The following is an 18051-nucleotide window of genomic DNA, read 5'->3' as shown; positions in this document are numbered from 1 at the left end:
CAAGATGAATACAACGAAATATAACGATTTTGAGGAGAAGAACCGGAAAGCCGAACTGGGCGGCGGTGCCGATAAAATTGAGAAACAGCATGCAGCCGGTAAGATGACGGCTCGTGAACGCATTAACTTGTTGGTTGACAAAGATTCTTTTGTGGAACTGGATAAGCTGGTTACGCATCATTGCACCAACTTCGGCATGGAGAAAAACAAACTGGCCGGTGATGCCATGGTTAGCGGGTACGGAAAAATAGACGGACGCCTGGTGTTTGTTTATGCGTATGACTTTACTGCTTACGGCGGATCACTCGGAGCAGTAACGGCTCAGAAGATTGTTAAAGTGCAAAAGCTTGCATTAAAAAACGGTGCACCGGTTATCGCTCTCAATGATTCCGGCGGTGCACGTATACAGGAGGGAATAGAAAGCTTAAACGGTTATTCGGAGATTTTCTATCAGAACATTATGGCAAGCGGGGTGGTTCCGCAAATCTCGGCCATCTTAGGTCCTTGTGCCGGCGGAGCGTGCTACTCTCCTGCTCTGACCGATTTCATCTTTATGGTAAAAGAGAAAAGCCACATGTTTATTACCGGTCCCGATGTGGTAAAGGCGGTAACTCATGAGGAGATTGATAAGGAAAAGCTTGGCGGAACAAGTACGCACGGTTCGCAAAGCGGAGTAACTCATTTTGTGTGTGATACCGAAGAGGAGTTGTTGATGTCCATCCGTGAATTAATCAGCTTTCTGCCGGCAAATAATATGGAGGATGCTCCCGTTAAGCATAGCACTGACGATCCCAAAAGAGAGAATGAAGAGTTGCAAGACATCATCCCCGATGACCCCGATCAACCGTATGACATCAAGCAAATCATCGAATGTGTTGTTGATGAGCGTTACTTTTTTGAAATCATGCCCGACTTTGCCCGCAACATCGTAATCGGTTTTGCACGTTTGGGCGGACAATCAGTTGGCATTGTAGCCAATCAACCCAACTATCTGGCAGGGGTGCTCGACATCAATGCGTCTGATAAAGCAGCTCGTTTCATCCGTTTCTGCGACTCTTTCAATATTCCGATTGTTACGTTCGTTGATGTTCCCGGTTTTCTTCCCGGTTACTCACAAGAAAGTAACGGTATTATCCGTCACGGAGCAAAGATGGTTTATGCTTACGCTGAAGCGACTGTTCCTAAAATCTCTGTGATTACTCGTAAGGCTTACGGCGGTGCTTACATTGTGATGAACAGTAAGCTAACCGGATCTGACGTGAACTTTGCCTACCCCACAGCCGAGATTGCGGTCATGGGTGCAGAAGGAGCTATCAATATTCTGTTCAGGAATGCCGACGAAGTAACCAGACAAAAGGAGTTGGATGCTTACAAAAATAAGTTCGCAACGCCCTATCAGGCAGCCGAACTAGGAAGCATTGATGAAATCATTCTGCCCCGGCAAACTCGCATCAGACTTATTCAGGCTCTTGAGATGACTCAGAACAAAGTGGTGACCAATCCGCATAAGAAACATGGCAACATGCCTTTATAAGCATGTCAGGCCATCTTCTTGAATTTTCGGAACTGTCGCCAAAGCATGAAGCCGGAAACAAGACTTGCCGCTAAATCGGCCGTTGGCATACTAGACCATACACCGATAGCTCCAAAGTGTTGAGGAAGGATGATTAGGCAAGGAACTAAAAACAATAATTGGCGGGTGAGTGACAGAAAAATCGCTTTACCCGCCATTCCTATGCTTTGGAAGAAGTTGGCAGTAACCATCTGAAATCCTACGATAGGAAAGAAGGTCACCACAATACTTAAACCTTGTGAAGCTAACGCAATCAGCTCTTCATCTCCGGTAAAGATCGAAGTGGCCAAATGAGGAATGAACATACCGATTAAGAAGCCGGTTGTGGTAACGAATGTAGCTCCATAAATGGTGAGTTTAAGCACTTCGGTTACCCGCGGATACAACTTAGCACCGTAATTATATCCTGCAATAGGTTGCATACCCTGGTTAAGCCCCATCACAATCATGGCAAAAAGAAAGACCAGCCGGTTAACAATTCCGTATGCACCGATAGCTAAGTCTCCACCATGTTCTTTTAAACCATGATTGATTAAGATAACGATTAAGCAGGAGGCTAAGTTCATCATGAAAGGCGACATACCGATGGCTAAGGAATTAAGAACGATCTTCTTACGTAGCCTAAAAATTCCTTTGTGAAAATGCAACAGTTCGTTTGGGTTACTGAATACTTTCAATTGCCAAAGCAAAGCAAAAAATTGTGCTAGGACTGTAGCAGTGGCGGCTCCGCGGATACCCCATCCTAAAACAAAAATAAACAGCGGTGCCAGCAACACGTTAATAACAACTGTTGAAACGGTAGCCATCATGGCTTTCTTAGGATGTCCGGCAGCACGCAACGTAGCGTTCAACCCCATGTATAGATGGGTCACAATATTACCCGCCAATATAATCTGCATAAAATCTCTTGCATACCCTATGGTTTGCTCGCTGGCACCAAAGAAGTAAAGTATGGGATCTAGAAACAGCAACGTAAGTAAAGTAAAGAAGATACCTATTATGATATTGAGCACCACCACATTACCCAATACTCTTTGAGCGGTATCATAGTCTTTTTGCCCCAGTTTGACTGATATTAAAGTGGCGGCACCAGCACCAACCAAAGAGCCGAAAGCGGCCGCCAAATTCATTAAAGGAAACGAAATAGCCAGTCCGGATATAGCCATAGCTCCCACCCCGTGTCCTATAAAGATGCTATCAACCATATTGTATAGTGAAGAAGCCGTCATGGCAATAATAGCCGGAACTGAATATTGCATGAGCAATGTTCCGATTTTCTCTGTACCAAGCGCTGTTGGAGTTCTTTGAGTAGTCATAAATAAATAATTTTGTGACTGCAAAAGTACGGAATTTAAATAAGGACTAAAAAAGAAAAACATTCTTTCACATTGCAGAAAGCTCATGAGAGGTTAGCAGGAAATAGCTCGTTTTATCAATTAAGCACGAAAATAATGCCGTAAATAAGAAATGTTTCGTATTTTTGCATGCGAAATTGAGTTAATAAGTAACGAAATGAACATATTAGAATTAAGTGAACAGGAGATTATCAGACGAAAAAGTCTGGAAGAGCTCCGTGCAATGGGTATTGAACCCTACCCTGCTGACGAGTATATAACGAATGCTTACTCTACCGATATAAAACAAGAATTCAATGAAAATGAGGAAGGTGAACCGCGCAAGGTGTCGGTTGCCGGACGTATGATGAGTCGTCGTGTGATGGGTAAGGCTTCGTTTATTGAGCTACAAGATTCCAAAGGACGTATTCAGGTATATATCACCCGAGACGATATTTGTCCGGGAGAGAACAAAGACTTATATACAACTGTATTCAAGCGCTTGCTCGACTTGGGTGACTTCATCGGCATTGAAGGTTTCGTATTCAAAACGCAAATGGGTGAAATCAGCATCCACGCGCAGAAAATAACCGTATTAGGCAAATCAATTAAACCTCTTCCTACCGTTAAATACAAAGACGGTGTTGCATTCGATTCGTTTGAGGATCCTGAAATGCGCTACCGCCAACGTTATGTTGACTTGGTTGTGAATGAGGGTGTTAAAGATATCTTCATCAAAAGAACAAAGGTTTACTCTTCCATGCGTGAGTTCTTCAATGTAAGAGGCTACATGGAAGTGGAAACTCCTATACTTCAGGCAATCCCGGGTGGAGCGGCTGCTCGTCCGTTCATTACTCACCACAACGCTCTCGACATTCCTTTGTATCTGCGTATTGCAGATGAGTTGTATCTCAAAAGACTGATCGTAGGTGGTTTTGAAGGGGTATATGAATTCTCCAAGAACTTCCGTAACGAAGGAATGGACCGCACACACAATCCGGAGTTTACTTGTATGGAAATTTACGTGGCTTACAAGGACTACAACTGGATGATGGAGTTCACCGAACAGATGCTCGAGAAGATATGTATGGATGTTAACGGCACCACTGAACTAAAAGTAGGTGATAAGGATATCAGTTTCAAAACTCCGTTTAAACGAGTTACCATGCTCGACTCTATCAAAGAATTTACCGGATACGATTTATCGGGTAAGGGCGAGGAAGAGATTCGTGAGGTTTGCAAAAAACTGAATATGGAGATTGATGACACAATGGGTAAAGGTAAACTCATTGATGAAATATTCGGAGAGTTCTGCGAAGGTAATTACATTCAGCCTACCTTTATCACTGACTATCCGGTTGAAATGTCACCGCTGACCAAAAAGCATCGTAACAATCCTGAATTAACGGAACGTTTCGAGTTGATGGTGAACGGAAAAGAATTATGTAATGCATACTCTGAATTGAATGATCCAATCGATCAGCTGGAACGTTTCCAAGATCAGCTTAAGTTGAGCGAAAAGGGTGACGATGAAGCTATGTTTATTGATATGGACTTTGTGCGTGCACTTGAGTATGGAATGCCTCCCACATCGGGAATGGGAATTGGGATGGACCGTCTTGTCATGCTTATGACCGGACAAACCACCATACAGGAAGTTTTATTCTTCCCGCAAATGCGTCCGGAGAAGACTATCAAGAAAGATCCTGCATCCAAATATGCGGAACTGGGTATCAGTGAAGATTGGGTTCCGGTTATTCAGAAAGCCGGCTACAATTTAGTTGATGATTTGAAAGAAGTAAATCCGCAGAAGTTGCATCAGGACATTTGTGGTATTAACAAAAAATACAAATTAGAGTTAGCAAGCCCATCGGTCAATGATGTTGCCGAATGGATTCAAAGACTTAATTCGTAATTGTAATGAAACTACCCGGCAAGATAGCTATAATGGGAGGAGGAAGCTGGGCTACAGCCATTGCAAAAATGGTATTGGCTCAGGAAGATTCAATCAATTGGTATATGCGGCGAGACGACCGCATTGCCGATTTCAAAAGGCTGGGACATAACCCGGCCTACCTAACCGGTGTAAAATTCGATATGAAACGGATTAATTTCAGTTCGAATATCAACGACATCGTAAGGGAGTCTGATACATTGGTATTTGTCACCCCCTCTCCTTATCTGAAAGCTCATCTGAAGAAACTTAAAACTCGCATCAGAGATAAATTCATTATTACCGCCATCAAAGGTATTGTTCCCGATGACAATTTAATTGTATCGGAATACTTCACCAAAGAATATGGTGTACCCGAAGAAAACATTGCCGTTCTTGGCGGACCGTGTCATGCGGAAGAGGTTGCTCTTGAGCGTCTTTCTTACCTGACTATAGCCTGTCCCGATATGGACAAAGCCCGACTTTTTGCACGTAAATTGGCGAGTAGTTTTATCAAAACATCTGTCAGCGATGATGTTATTGGTGTTGAATACAGTTCGGTACTCAAAAACGTGTATGCTATTGCGGCCGGCATTTGTAGCGGACTGAAATACGGTGATAACTTTCAGGCGGTTCTGATGTCGAACGCCGTACAAGAGATGAATCGTTTCCTGAATACTGTTTATCCGCTGAACAGAAACGTTGATGATTCTGTTTATTTAGGAGACCTACTGGTAACCAGCTACTCTAATTTTAGCCGCAACCGGACTTTCGGAACCATGATTGGGAAAGGGTATTCGGTAAAAAGTGCGCAAATAGAAATGGAAATGATAGCTGAAGGGTATTACGGAACAAAGTGTATCAAAGAGATTAACAAGCATCACCATGTGAATATGCCCATTCTTGATGCTGTTTACAACATTCTTTACGAACGTATTTCTCCGATGATAGAGATCAAATTACTGACAGACTCGTTCAGGTAATGTACTCCTTTCGTTGCATCAACTGGAGCAGGTTCAACCGTATTATTTTATTTATTACCAACCTTTAAACAAAATAGAAAGTATGATTAGTTTGAACATTGAAAAAACTTTAGGATTCATATCCAGAGAAAAAGTTTTTGCATACGAGCCTCTTGTTAAAGAAGCGCAAAATGCATTAGAGAAAGGAACCGGAAAAGGAAATGATTTCCTGGGATGGTTGCACCTCCCCTCTTCTATTACACAAGAGCATCTGGAAGATATCAAAGCTACAGCTCAAATCTTGAGAGAGAACTGCGAAGTAGTTATTGTGGCAGGTATCGGCGGCAGTTATCTGGGCGCTCGTGCAGTAATTGAGGCTTTATCAAACAGCTTCACCTGGTTGCAGGACAAGAAAAGTGCGCCTAGCATTATCTATGCCGGTCACAACATCGGCGAAGATTATTTGTATGAGCTGACTCACTTCCTGCAAGACAAGAAGTTTGGTGTCATCAACATCTCTAAATCAGGAACGACTACTGAAACGGCTCTTGCTTTCCGTATATTGAAAAAACAATGTGAAGATCAACGCGGAAAAGAGATGGCACAGAAAGTTATCGTTGCCATTACTGACGCATCAAAAGGTGCTGCACGTATTACAGCCGACAAAGAAGGATACAAATCATTCATCATCCCTGATAATGTAGGTGGTCGTTTTTCAGTGCTTACTCCGGTAGGTTTATTGCCTATTGCCGTAGCAGGTTTCAACATCGACAAATTGGTAGCCGGTGCTCGCGAAGCTGAGAAAGCATGTGGAGCAGACGTGCCGTTTGCTGAGAACCCCGCCGCTATTTACGCTGCAACCCGCAACGAATTATATAAAAACGGAAAGAAAATTGAGATTCTCGTTAACTTCAACCCCAAACTTCACTACGTAAGTGAATGGTGGAAACAGCTTTACGGAGAATCTGAAGGAAAAGAAAACAAAGGTATTTTCCCTGCTGCAGTAGACTTTTCTACTGATCTTCATTCCATGGGTCAATGGATTCAGGAAGGTGAAAGAACCATCTTTGAAACTGTTATTTCAGTAGAAAAGACAAACCATACGGTATTGGTTCCTTCTGACGAAGCTAACTTAGACGGTCTAAACTTCCTTGCCGGAAAACGTGTTGACGAGGTGAATAAAATGGCAGAGCTAGGCACTCAGTTGGCACATGTTGACGGTGGTGTTCCTAACATGCGACTTTGCATAGCCGACCTTAGCGAACAAACCATCGGAGAGTTGCTATACTTCTTCGAGGTTGCATGCGGCATAAGCGGCTATCTTCTTGGCGTGAATCCTTTCAACCAACCAGGTGTTGAGGCATACAAAAAGAATATGTTTGCCCTACTCAACAAGCCGGGTTATGAAGAAGAGTCAAAAGCCATTCAGTCAAGACTGTAATTGATACAGCATTAATTAAATAATCCTCTTGTGTTAACTGATAGCGAGCACAAGAGGATTTTCTTTTTCAAAGCGTCAGAAGCCACTGACATAATTCGTACCTTTGCAGAAAATTATAGAAGCCGTATGTTTAAAGAAGAAATAAAGAAATATTTAGCCGAAAACCAACACGCACGCATTCAGTTGAAGTCGGTGTTATTCGATATGGACGGGGTGTTGTTTAATTCCATGCCGTATCATGCTGATGCCTGGCATAAAGTGATGGCAAGCCGCGGACTTGAATTGAGTCACACAGAGGCTTACATGCACGAAGGACGCACCGGTGCAGGAACTATTAATTTGGTATATCAACGGCAACTAGGACGTGATGCTACAGAAGAAGAAATACAAGAGATCTATAAAGATAAGACCATTGAATTCAACAAACATCCGTTAGCAAAGCGTATGGATGGAGCGGCTGAAATCATCCGGAAAGTAAAAGAAGATAAACTGGTGCCGACAGTAGTAACCGGTTCGGGTCAAGCCTCTCTGCTTAACCGACTGGAAGAAAACTTTCCCGATACGTTTCAGGAAAAACTGATGGTAACAGCTTTTGATGTACAATACGGCAAGCCGCATCCCGAGCCCTATCTGATGGCTTTGAAAAAAGGAGGATTAAAGCCGAACGAAGCAATTGTCATAGAAAACGCACCGTTGGGAGTGGAAGCCGGAGTAGCAGCGGGCATCTTTACCATTGCAGTCAATACAGGTCCGCTCGATGCCAGTGTGCTGTTGAATTCGGGTGCACATCTTCTCTTTCCATCTATGGAAAGCTTATGCGATGCGTGGGAAGATCTGTTCAGCGCTTTACAAGCCACACAGTTATAAAGAAAGAGGTGTTTACCTAGTAACAAGTAAACACCTCATTTTCATGATATTAAAGTTAATGTGACCTGGGTGGGACTCAAACCCACGACCTTCAGAACCGGAATCTGACGCTCTATTCACTAAGCTACCAAGCCTTAATTGCAGTGCAAAATTATAAAAAAATACGCTTCTTCCTAGTAAAAAACTTGTTTTTATACCAAGCAGACTGAATTTCACTGCTTTCAAAATGTTATTTTGACACCATATAGACTTAATCTTAGTCAAATAGAATGTATTTTAAACAAATAGTCAAACAGATATAAATATTATTTCTATCTTTGCCGACAATTAAAGATACTAAAATATTATGAGTTACCTAATAAAACCAACAAATTACATGCCTTTGCTTGACCTGAAGCAAACCGAATTGGGAATAAAGCAAATCAAAGAGTTTTTCCAACTGAATCTATCTTCGGAACTTCGTTTGCGCAGGGTTACAGCACCGCTTTTCGTGTTGAAAGGAATGGGGATTAATGATGATTTGAACGGAGTGGAAAGAGCTGTTTCATTCCCGATTAAAGATCTTCAGGACGCTCAGGCAGAAGTGGTACATTCATTAGCGAAGTGGAAAAGAATAACATTAGCCGATTATCACATTGAATCGGGATACGGAATATACACAGACATGAATGCTATCAGATCTGACGAAGAACTTGGTAATATTCACTCTTTATACGTTGATCAGTGGGATTGGGAACGCGTAATTACCAAAGAAGACAGAAACATTGACTTTCTCAAAGAGATTGTCAACCGTATCTATGCTGCTATGATCCGCACTGAATACATGGTTTATGAAATGTATCCGGTTATCAAGCCTTGCCTGCCCAAGGAGTTATTCTTTATTCACTCGGAAGAACTCAGACAGTTGTATCCCGACATGGAAGCAAAAGACAGAGAAAATGCCATCACTAAACAATATGGCGCGGTATTTATTATCGGTATAGGCGGTCAACTGGGCGACGGTAAGAAACATGACGGCAGAGCTCCTGATTACGATGACTATTCCAGTAAAGGATTAAACGGTTATCCCGGACTGAATGGTGATTTATTATTGTGGAACGATGTATTGCAAAGAGCTATCGAATTATCGTCCATGGGGATTCGTGTCGACAAAGAGGCTTTAGTACGCCAGCTCAAGGAAGAAGGAGAAGAGAAAAGACTTGATCTTTACTTCCACAAACGATTGATGAATGACACACTTCCATTATCAATAGGAGGCGGTATCGGACAGTCTCGCCTTTGTATGTATTATTTGCGCAAAGCACACATCGGTGAAATTCAGGCTAGCATCTGGCCCGAAAGCATGCGCAAAGAGTGCGAAGCACTTAATATGCCGCTGATTTAAATAGGTAAACCATGCAAGTACAAATAGAAGAGAGCTGGAAAAATCGTCTGGCTCCTGAATTTGAAAAAGATTATTTTCGTGTACTCACTGACTTTGTGCGCAGTGAGTATACTCATTATACCATCTATCCTCCGGGGAAGCTGATTTTCAACGCTTTTAACCTCTGTCCGTTTGACAAGGTTAAAGTTGTCATCATCGGACAAGACCCTTACCACGGACCCGGGCAAGCTCACGGACTCTGCTTCTCGGTCAATGACGGAATACAATTTCCGCCTTCTCTGATGAATATATTCAAAGAAATCAAAGCAGACATCGGACACGATGCCCCCACTAGCGGTAATCTGACCAGATGGGCAGAACAAGGAGTGCTGCTACTAAATGCCACGCTGACAGTCAGAGCACATCAGGCCGGATCACACCAGAAAAAAGGATGGGAGGAGTTTACAGATGCAGCCATAAAACTGCTTGCCGAAGAAAAAGAACATCTGGTTTTTATTTTATGGGGAGCATACGCACAAAAGAAGGGTGCTTTTATTGACCGCAACAAACATCTCGTTCTGGCTTCGGCTCACCCATCGCCCTTATCAGCTTACAACGGATTCTTTGGCAACAAACATTTCAGCAAAACCAATGCTTACTTAAAAGCCAACGGTAAAGAAGAAATCAACTGGTAGTTTCCATACCATATAATAGCATAACTGCCCTGTCTTTTTGTTTAAAGACAGGGCAGTTAACCACTCAGACCATCCATAGCAACTCAGGGTTAATACCATTGAATATTGCTTTGCGTCTGGCTTCTCTGTTCCCATTTCAAATCCTGAAGCACGCTGGCATTGGCACGTATGGTAAAGTTATAGTATTTATAAACGCCAAACGGAGACAGACTAGCAGACATGTTCCAACAGTGCAAGTCACGTGAAATGGTAAATGCCGTTTGCGTAATCTCTTTAGCTTCAAAATCATAACCGGAGTTAAAGCTCATGTTCCAACGATTAGAAATTTTAATGTTGCCGGACGCACTCAGATTATGCGTATACCGATACGGATAACGCATACTTTTTTCATTAATAGGTTTAGAAGTATCCTCACGAATGTTAAACGAATAGTTGAAGTTCAAGTTCCAAGGCATTTTAAATACCTGATAACCATCAGCATCGACCTTCGCCTTTTCAACTTTCTTCTCAGTCTGCCCGTTACCATCCGTCATTTCATCCGCACCTTCTCCCGGCTTTTTCTCGTCTTTCTTGTCGTTAGCTCCTTTTTCGTCTTTAGGGCCAAACCACTTCTTCCACGTATCATTATTGAAACTATAGTTAAAAGAAGAGCCCCATCCCTGGAAGCGTCCGAAGCGCCCGTATGACCACTCCGTGCGATCACCCACTACCACTTTACCATTTTTATCGAACTCATAAGCATACGTAGCAAAAGACGAATTCAAGTTCAGCGTGTAATTCTTAGAAAGCTTTAAGCGCAAACGCATGGAAAGATCACTCCACGGACGAGTTTCGGCAGCCATATTGTAAGAGATGCTGGCACCCAGTTCATCAATGATACTAATCTTGCGTATCGAATCGTTCTTCGTTTTGTACTTGGCTTCAATGTTATTGGATAAATCAAAACTCACCGAACCCTGCTTTCCTCGTCCGGGAACACCAAAGGGTTGATTACTGTAAGGCGAATACGTCACCGTATCAAGTTCGTTATTTGAATTGCGGTACACATAAGACTTATAATATCCATAATGAGAAGAGCCAAAATCGGGAGCCGCACTTAAACTGATTTGCGGAGTGATAACGTGACGAATTTGAATCTCTTTCTTCTTGGCGAACAAAGGTTTATACATACCGTACAGTTTGGTACTCACGCCCAAGCTGGTATTGTAGTTGTACACCCGGTGAAAACCATGAATCGTATCCGTTAGCACCTCCTTACCGGCATCAGAATCCCAGTCGCGCATCACCTTTTTAGTATACCATCTTTCCGTATAATTAAAAGAAGGAGTCACATTGAAATATTTGAAAAGAGTAAAGGTAGCACTAACGGGTATGGTGTGACTCATACCATTGTTCCAGTCATTCACCAGATTTGATTTGAACAACTTATCATCTTTAGTCGTAATACTATTCGTTAATCGTCCGGTGTAACTCATTGAAATCTTCTCATACCAACGTTCGTCACCTACCGCTTTCTTACGTTTAAAAGGATAAATACGACTTAAAGCAATGTTTAAGTCGGGTAAGGTAATGGCTACAGAAGAATCGCGCAAGGTCTGTGCAATATTAAAAGTGCTTGAAATAGTCAGGTTCTGATCCGGGAAACTTCTTGAATAACTAACACTAGACGTTTTGGTGCCTTGCGACATCAACTGTGAATTATAAAGGTTATTGATATTTGTGCGTTCATAACTGCTGGTCGAGAAGTTTACGCTAGCAGAAAACGTGGAGTTGGGACTGGCCTTAGCGTCTTGACGATGCGACCAAACCACCTTAAAGTCTTTGGCTACCAAATAATCATCGAGTCCTTTATCGCCCGTTTTGGTTACCTGATAATCTGCCTGAAAGCTACCCGAATATTTATATCTTCTGTTGTAATTAGACTGAACTCCAAGCGCCCAAGAACCTTTGGTGAAAATATCGGCAGTCACTTTCATATCCATCTTATCACTGATGGCAAAATAATACCCCCCATCGGTCAGACCAAACCCACGGCTTGAGTCATCCATATAGGTAGGCATGATAAAACCCGACGAATAACTACTTGAAAACGGGAAGAAGAAGAAAGGTACCGCAATAGGAAGCGGAACATCTTCAACCACCAGGTAAGCCGGACCAGTTACCACATTCTTTTTCGGTTTTACTTTGGCACGAGTCAGCTGCAAGTAAAAGTGAGGATGATCGTGGTGATCGCAGGTTGTGTACTTACCACCTACCATAAAAAGTTCATCGTCGGCACCTTTTTTGGCATTATTACCAACCACATACCCTTCACCCTGTTGAGTGACGATATTACTGATAAGACCTTTTTTGCTTTTGAAATTATATCTTATTGTCTTGGTTTCATAAGGAGTTTCTCCGTCTTTGAAAACCGGAGTTCCCTGCATGTTGCCTAAAGTATCGGCCACACCGTGAGCATACACCGTGCTGCTATCCATGTTCATGGAAATAACCTGAGCACCGAGCTCTATCTTTTCATAGTTCACCTTGCCTTTGCCGTACAGATGCGCATAACCGCCTTGGGTAAAGACAATAGAATCATTGGCCTCATAAACAACGGGAGCACTCAACGGTTGTTTCTTTTTAGCCGGACCCTGCAAAACGGATGAATCTTTTTGCAACGTATCCTTTTTCAGAGAATCAGAAACGCTTCCGGGAGCAATGGGCCTCCTTCTACGCTGAGACATTGCACCGTCAGACAATGTCAACATGACACACAGTAGTATGAATGATATAATTGTATTTGCTTTCAATGGCGTCATTAACTAAATTGTTTACGCTTGGAGAGGCAAAAGTACGCATTCTCTGCCAATTATAAATGTGATTGCCTCTTTTTAATTATTTTTTTAGTTCCTACAAAAACAACTCACACCAACGATCAAAACGTACAAGTCCCTCAGTGCCATGCTTCAGCAAACTCTTACGCGCTCCTTCCACACCCTTTTCTTTGTCGAGCTTCGTCTTAGAAAAAAACTTGTCGGCAAAACAAATAACCTGTTCCTCCATACTAACCGGTAACATATCACGATGTGGAAGCGGAAGATTTTGTTTGATAATATCTTGCAAAGACAGTCCCGCTCCGGTATGTCGTTCGCAAACCAGAGCATGCTCGGGGTATCCGGCTTCACGAAGAAAATCGGCTCCCAGATAACCGTGACAGATATAAGGATAATCACCGTGACAATGAATGCCCGGTGCATTCGTCAACCCGATTCCGATGTCGTGCAACATAGCAGCCTCGGCAATGAACTGAGTATTGAGTTGTAACTCAGGATGCTTCTCTGCTATATCAAGAGCCTTACGGGTTACCGACCGGCTGTGTACTAACAATATATTTTTCAGCTCATCCTCTACAGGATAGAGCTTGTTTATCAAATCGATGGGACGTATCATTACTCTGTTTTTATTGCAAAAATAAATATTATTGAATACATTTGCACAGATATAAATCAAAAATAACTATAAAGAAATGGATATTCAAGAATTCTTAAACCTTACTATCTTCGGCATAGCCATTAAGCAACCCGTTACTTTTTTAGTAAAAGCTTTATTAATTTACCTGGTTACACAAGGTGCGGTTTCACTTATTAAGTTTCTTTTCCGAAGATCGCAAAGAAAACACAACTCCACTTTTCTTGATAAAACGACGGCCAGCTTCCTGCAGCGCATAAGCGTTTATGCACTGTACATCATAGGAGGTGCCATTTTTCTTTCGTTAATTCCGGGAATGGAAAAAGTTGGAAACTCTATTTTGGCCGGTGCCGGTATCATGGCTATGGCTGTGGGTTTCGCTTCTCAAGAAGCTCTTTCAAACTTTATCAGCGGACTCTTCATTGTTTTCGGCAAACCTTTCAGGATTGGTGACATCATTAAACTGGACGACATTGTAACGGGAACCGTTGCCGAAATCACACTGCGGCACACCGTTATTAAAAGTTTGGAAAACCGTACCATTATCATACCCAACAGCAAGATTAATTCGAGTACGATTATTAACTCTACGCTTAGTGCGGAAGACATCTGTAGCTTTATCGAGGTGGGGGTTTCTTATGATACCGACTTAGACAAGGCCATGGGAATTATGCGTGAAGAAGTGATGAAGCACCCTTCGTTAAAAGACCACCGAAGTGATGAAGAAAAAAAGAAGAATGCTCCCGTGGTAACAGTCAGGGTGATCAATCTGGGTGATTCGGCCATCACACTCCGGGCGTGGGCTTGGGCAAACAACAGCGGAGAAGCCTTTGCCATGAAATGTGATCTGCTCAAATCCGTCAAAGAACGTTTTGACAGGGAGAATATTGAAATTCCATTCCCATACAGCAATTTGATCATAAAAAATCAGGTGAAAGGATAGATTTCATACATTTTATGCAACCATTGCTACATAAAATGCGTGAAAAAAAGTATCACCAAGTATCACCAACCCGGTAATAGATTGATAATCAGACTTTTTCGTGTGACACTTGGCTAAAAAAAAGCCTCACCAAGTATCACCAAGTGTCACCAACTTTTTTAATAGTTATTATTTACAAGTACATCACTATTTAGCTTGTATATATAAGCTTTTTAACAAGCACGGTTAGATGATTTATTTTGCAGGTGAGTAAATTTCGTCTCCACCCGGATGTACACAGTTTGTACACCCCCATGTAGGATACCTGTACACCCCGGTGTACAAATGTCCTACACCCGGGTCTACAACGAATTTGGCAACGAGAAAAAAAATAATTCAACCGTAGCGCACCAAGCACATGCTTGTTGCTAATCTTCAGCCCTTTTCCTCACGCTTTCTCTTCTTCCACAGCTGCCAGGAATTAATCACATTTTGCCACAGCACATAAGAGCCCGGGCCTACTGACGCCAACGGATTGAGGTACGTATGCGCCATCCAAATGGCAAGAATAGTATTCTTCTGTCCCAATGACTGTCCCCCGCTTATTCTGTCATGATACACACTTCCTATTGTTTTGCCTAAGAAAAATTGCAAGCAACAAGCCACTAAGGCACCAACGGCAATTAAAATTTCGGTCACACCATCAGCCGGATTATGAATCAACGAGTTGACTGTTTGTGCTGTAACAATGGCCAGAGAGAATGCCCACAGATAGAAAGCTAATTCGTGATAACTCATTAATTTCAGATGCACTTTAGGTAACAAATGTTGCAAAGCCCAAGCCAGCAAGAACGGGAAGATAAGCAACGGAACCACTTTGCTTAGAATCAGGAAAAAAGATTCATAAAAATCGGCTCCCGCACGGGGTTCAATGACCGGAAAGATAAGTGGCACCGCAATAGCTGCACCGATATTGGCTAAAAGAGTATAAGTGGTTACGCTCGCTGCACTTCCTCCTAATTTAGAAGTAATCACTGCCGCAGCCGTTGCAGTGGGACAAATTATACAAACGATAATGCCCTCGGCCACCAACTTATTGAAACGATATAGTAATAAATATATTGCCAGAGCACCAAGAATCTGAATACCAAGTAACCAAAAATGAAGTGGACTAATCTTTAAATCCTTGGGTTGCACCTTACTGAAGGTCAGTAGCAACATAACAAAGATGAGCAACGGAGTAACAAATGAAAACAATATAAAAACCTGATAACCAATGGCTCCCACCAACATGGCAATGGGTAAGGTCCAGTCCTTAAAAAACTTAAGCATCGGGAAACATTTTAAAATTCAGTTGCAAAGTAAGACCTTAATAAGGAATAATACTATCTTTGCGGCGATTTTTTAATTTAAAACAGTTTAAAAATGAAAGAAAACAAGTTAACCGGGCGAACAGCCATCCGTTGGAAACAGTTCAACCACAAAACTTACTCTGTCTTCTGTAGTTTGAAGAAAGAAGTCAACATCGGTGTCTTAACAATTGCAACATTGGCTTTTGCCAACGTAAAAATTGCATCGGCACAGAATGACACGATCGGACAACTGAAGAACATGGAGCTGGAAGAGGTTGAGGTTACCGGCACGCGCGTTCCCCTAACCGAGATGCAATCGGCCAAAATGGTCACTGTACTCTCCCGTGATGAAATTCAAGCGGCAGCGGTACACAGTATCAACGATCTTTTAGAATATGCCGCAGGCGTTGATGTCCGCCAGCGAAGCGAATTCGGTATACAAACAGACATCTCAGTACGGGGAGGTACTTTTGACCAAACCACCATTCTTCTCAACGGGATCAACATCTGCGATCCTCAAACCGGACACAACACCGGAAATTTCCCGGTATCCATCCATGACATTGAACGAATAGAGATACTTCAAGGCCCAGCTGCCAGAGTATTCGGAACCTCAGCCTTTACGGGAGCAATCAACATGGTAACCAAGAAAGCTACAGAGAATCAAATCACCGCCCATTTAACAGGAGGCGGATACGGACTGCTGGGAACCGGTGCAGGGGTCAGCTACACCAACAAAAGGTTCGGGCATCAGCTTTCAACCAATTACAGCCGAAGTGACGGAGCTACCAAAAACAGTGATTTCAATACCCGGCGAGGGTATTATGCGGGCTCATTCAACCATAAGGATGTAAATATGAAGTGGCAGCTTGGGTTAAGCGATCAGAAATTTGGAGCAAACACCTTTTATTCTGCCGCTTACGATAACCAATACGAAGAGACTCGCAAATACATTGCTTCCGTACAGGCACAAACCAAAGGAACAATTAAATTCACTCCGGCTTTCTACTGGAATCGTTCCCTCGATCATTTTCAACTGATCAGGAACACTCATACCGGAGAAAACTTTCACCAGACCGATGTTTTTGGTGCCAGTCTGAACGCTTCGTTCGATTCTTCATGGGGCAAAACTTCCTTGGGTGCCGAGATTCGTAACGAGGGAATATTGAGTACTAACTTAGGCAAGCCTCTTGACGAAGATCAGTACGTGAACATTCCCGGAGAGGACCAGCAATATACCCGGAAAGATAACAGAACCAATGTAGGATACTATTTGGAACACAACATCTTATTCTCTCGGGTTACCGTTTCCATGGGTGCCTTGGCGAATATGAATACGGCACTGGATCATAAGTTTCGCTTCTATCCGGGAGTAGACGTATCGTACAGACCAAACGATAACATCAAATTGTTTACCTCATGGAACATGGCGCTGCGAATGCCTACTTTTACGGATTTGTATTACAAGAGCCCAACCATACAGGGAAATGTAGGATTAAAACCCGAAAAGACTCAGGCTTTCAGTATCGGTGCCAACTACCGGACCTACTATTTCCAATCGTCATTGAGTTCTTTCTACAACAAAGGAAAAGACATGATTTATTGGGTGATGTACTCGGCCGACGACATATACCATTCTGCCAATTTTGAACTGGATAACATGGGAGTGGAACTTTCTTCGTCCATCGACTTCCGGCGACTGACAAACGGAAAGAGTTGGCTGCAAGATTTAAGCATTAATTATGCGTACATCTATCAGCATCGTAAAGACAATGAGGAAATCTATAAATCGAGTTACGGGCTGGAGTATTTGCGACACAAACTGGTGGCACGCCTCAATCATCGTGTGTGGAATAAACTAGCTGCCAATTGGGCGTTCCGGTGGCAAGACCGCACAGGCAGTTACATCAAATACAACGAGATGAACCAATCAACCAATCAGTTGGTTCCCTATGCTTCGTACTGCGTGCTCGACCTGAGGTTGTCGTGGAATGCACCCAAGTATAAACTCTTTGCCGAGGCAAATAACCTGCTCAACCGGACTTACTATGATTTCGGCAACCTGCCTCAACCCGGAATATGGCTGAAAGCAGGCATCAGTTATCAAATCAATCTGTAATCATTAACAAATACCAAAGGCGAGGTGTTATCTCATCCAT

At 42.7% G+C, this 18051-nt stretch carries 13 protein-coding genes and 1 tRNA gene; 9 read left to right on the top strand and 5 right to left on the bottom strand.

Features of this window, described 5'->3' with window-relative positions:
- Positions 1 to 4: 4 nt before the first annotated feature.
- Complete coding sequence (locus ACKPCE_RS06575) at positions 5 to 1534, top strand: acyl-CoA carboxylase subunit beta (RefSeq protein ID WP_319504579.1); 1530 nt, start codon at positions 5 to 7, stop codon at positions 1532 to 1534.
- Between the two features lie 5 nt (positions 1535 to 1539).
- Here ACKPCE_RS06575 and ACKPCE_RS06570 read toward each other — a convergent pair whose 3' ends face one another.
- On the bottom strand, positions 1540 to 2889 hold the full coding sequence (locus ACKPCE_RS06570; RefSeq protein ID WP_319504578.1) for an MATE family efflux transporter: 1350 nt from the start codon (positions 2887 to 2889) through the stop codon (positions 1540 to 1542).
- A 196-nt stretch (positions 2890 to 3085) separates the two neighbouring features.
- Between ACKPCE_RS06570 and lysS the strand changes: the two genes are divergently transcribed.
- The 4 genes from lysS to ACKPCE_RS06550 all read left to right on the top strand — a co-directional run bounded on the left by lysS (position 3086) and on the right by ACKPCE_RS06550 (position 8110).
- A complete protein-coding gene (gene lysS, locus ACKPCE_RS06565; RefSeq protein ID WP_276991792.1) occupies positions 3086 to 4822 on the top strand; it encodes a lysine--tRNA ligase in 1737 nt (578 codons plus the stop codon).
- Between the two features lie 5 nt (positions 4823 to 4827).
- Positions 4828 to 5823: an NAD(P)H-dependent glycerol-3-phosphate dehydrogenase gene (locus ACKPCE_RS06560; RefSeq protein ID WP_024996593.1), complete on the top strand. Its 996-nt coding sequence runs from the start codon at positions 4828 to 4830 to the stop codon at positions 5821 to 5823.
- Positions 5824 to 5905: 82 nt separating this feature from the next.
- Positions 5906 to 7243 carry a glucose-6-phosphate isomerase gene (locus ACKPCE_RS06555; protein ID WP_319504577.1) on the top strand — a complete coding sequence of 446 codons (1338 nt, stop codon included), beginning with the start codon at positions 5906 to 5908 and terminating at the stop codon, positions 7241 to 7243.
- Between the two features lie 126 nt (positions 7244 to 7369).
- Entirely contained in the window at positions 7370 to 8110 is a 741-nt protein-coding gene (locus ACKPCE_RS06550; RefSeq protein ID WP_319504576.1) for an inorganic diphosphatase, read from the top strand.
- Positions 8111 to 8171: 61 nt separating this feature from the next.
- Here the strand turns inward: ACKPCE_RS06550 and ACKPCE_RS06545 are convergent.
- Positions 8172 to 8244 (bottom strand) — tRNA-Arg (locus tag ACKPCE_RS06545).
- A 212-nt stretch (positions 8245 to 8456) separates the two neighbouring features.
- On the opposite strand from ACKPCE_RS06545, the gene asnA reads away from it, so the two are divergent.
- Both asnA and ACKPCE_RS06535 read left to right on the top strand, forming a co-directional pair.
- Positions 8457 to 9494 (top strand): aspartate--ammonia ligase, encoded by a 1038-nt coding sequence (gene asnA, locus ACKPCE_RS06540; protein WP_319504575.1) that lies wholly within the window; start codon positions 8457 to 8459, stop codon positions 9492 to 9494.
- Positions 9495 to 9505: 11 nt separating this feature from the next.
- On the top strand, positions 9506 to 10168 hold the full coding sequence (locus ACKPCE_RS06535) for a uracil-DNA glycosylase (RefSeq protein WP_024996597.1): 663 nt from the start codon (positions 9506 to 9508) through the stop codon (positions 10166 to 10168).
- 89 nt (positions 10169 to 10257) lie between these two features.
- On the opposite strand, the gene ACKPCE_RS06530 is transcribed toward ACKPCE_RS06535, so the two are convergent.
- Both ACKPCE_RS06530 and ACKPCE_RS06525 read right to left on the bottom strand, forming a co-directional pair.
- Entirely contained in the window at positions 10258 to 12969 is a 2712-nt protein-coding gene (locus tag ACKPCE_RS06530; protein WP_319504574.1) for a putative LPS assembly protein LptD, read from the bottom strand.
- Positions 12970 to 13060: 91 nt separating this feature from the next.
- Positions 13061 to 13597, bottom strand: a complete 537-nt coding sequence (locus tag ACKPCE_RS06525; protein WP_319505931.1) for an HD domain-containing protein — start codon at positions 13595 to 13597, stop codon at positions 13061 to 13063.
- A gap of 79 nt (positions 13598 to 13676) precedes the next feature.
- Here ACKPCE_RS06525 and ACKPCE_RS06520 point away from each other — a divergent pair, with 79 nt between their 5' ends.
- Positions 13677 to 14561 carry a mechanosensitive ion channel family protein gene (locus tag ACKPCE_RS06520; protein WP_051260471.1) on the top strand — a complete coding sequence of 295 codons (885 nt, stop codon included), beginning with the start codon at positions 13677 to 13679 and terminating at the stop codon, positions 14559 to 14561.
- A 414-nt stretch (positions 14562 to 14975) separates the two neighbouring features.
- Here ACKPCE_RS06520 and ACKPCE_RS06515 read toward each other — a convergent pair whose 3' ends face one another.
- Positions 14976 to 15872 (bottom strand): bile acid:sodium symporter family protein, encoded by an 897-nt coding sequence (locus ACKPCE_RS06515; RefSeq protein WP_319504573.1) that lies wholly within the window; start codon positions 15870 to 15872, stop codon positions 14976 to 14978.
- A 93-nt stretch (positions 15873 to 15965) separates the two neighbouring features.
- On the opposite strand from ACKPCE_RS06515, the gene ACKPCE_RS06510 reads away from it, so the two are divergent.
- Positions 15966 to 18011 (top strand): TonB-dependent receptor plug domain-containing protein, encoded by a 2046-nt coding sequence (locus ACKPCE_RS06510; protein ID WP_319504572.1) that lies wholly within the window; start codon positions 15966 to 15968, stop codon positions 18009 to 18011.
- The last annotated feature ends 40 nt before the right edge of the window (positions 18012 to 18051 follow it).

The organism is Bacteroides graminisolvens (assembly GCF_963666085.1).
Lineage (GTDB): Bacteria > Bacteroidota > Bacteroidia > Bacteroidales > Bacteroidaceae > Bacteroides > Bacteroides graminisolvens.
This window is presented reverse-complemented; position numbering and strand designations above follow the sequence as displayed.

Excerpts from the sequence above, each read along its gene's own strand:
- ACKPCE_RS06575 (WP_319504579.1), top strand. The coding sequence starts at position 5 with ATGAATACAACGAAATATAACGATTTTGAGGAGAAGAACCGGAAAGCC.
- ACKPCE_RS06570 (WP_319504578.1), bottom strand. The coding sequence starts at position 2,889 with ATGACTACTCAAAGAACTCCAACAGCGCTTGGTACAGAGAAAATCGGA.
- lysS (WP_276991792.1), top strand. The coding sequence starts at position 3,086 with ATGAACATATTAGAATTAAGTGAACAGGAGATTATCAGACGAAAAAGT.
- ACKPCE_RS06560 (WP_024996593.1), top strand. The coding sequence starts at position 4,828 with ATGAAACTACCCGGCAAGATAGCTATAATGGGAGGAGGAAGCTGGGCT.
- ACKPCE_RS06555 (WP_319504577.1), top strand. The coding sequence starts at position 5,906 with ATGATTAGTTTGAACATTGAAAAAACTTTAGGATTCATATCCAGAGAA.
- ACKPCE_RS06550 (WP_319504576.1), top strand. The coding sequence starts at position 7,370 with ATGTTTAAAGAAGAAATAAAGAAATATTTAGCCGAAAACCAACACGCA.
- asnA (WP_319504575.1), top strand. The coding sequence starts at position 8,457 with ATGAGTTACCTAATAAAACCAACAAATTACATGCCTTTGCTTGACCTG.
- ACKPCE_RS06535 (WP_024996597.1), top strand. The coding sequence starts at position 9,506 with ATGCAAGTACAAATAGAAGAGAGCTGGAAAAATCGTCTGGCTCCTGAA.
- ACKPCE_RS06530 (WP_319504574.1), bottom strand. The coding sequence starts at position 12,969 with ATGACGCCATTGAAAGCAAATACAATTATATCATTCATACTACTGTGT.
- ACKPCE_RS06520 (WP_051260471.1), top strand. The coding sequence starts at position 13,677 with ATGGATATTCAAGAATTCTTAAACCTTACTATCTTCGGCATAGCCATT.
- ACKPCE_RS06515 (WP_319504573.1), bottom strand. The coding sequence starts at position 15,872 with ATGCTTAAGTTTTTTAAGGACTGGACCTTACCCATTGCCATGTTGGTG.
- ACKPCE_RS06510 (WP_319504572.1), top strand. The coding sequence starts at position 15,966 with ATGAAAGAAAACAAGTTAACCGGGCGAACAGCCATCCGTTGGAAACAG.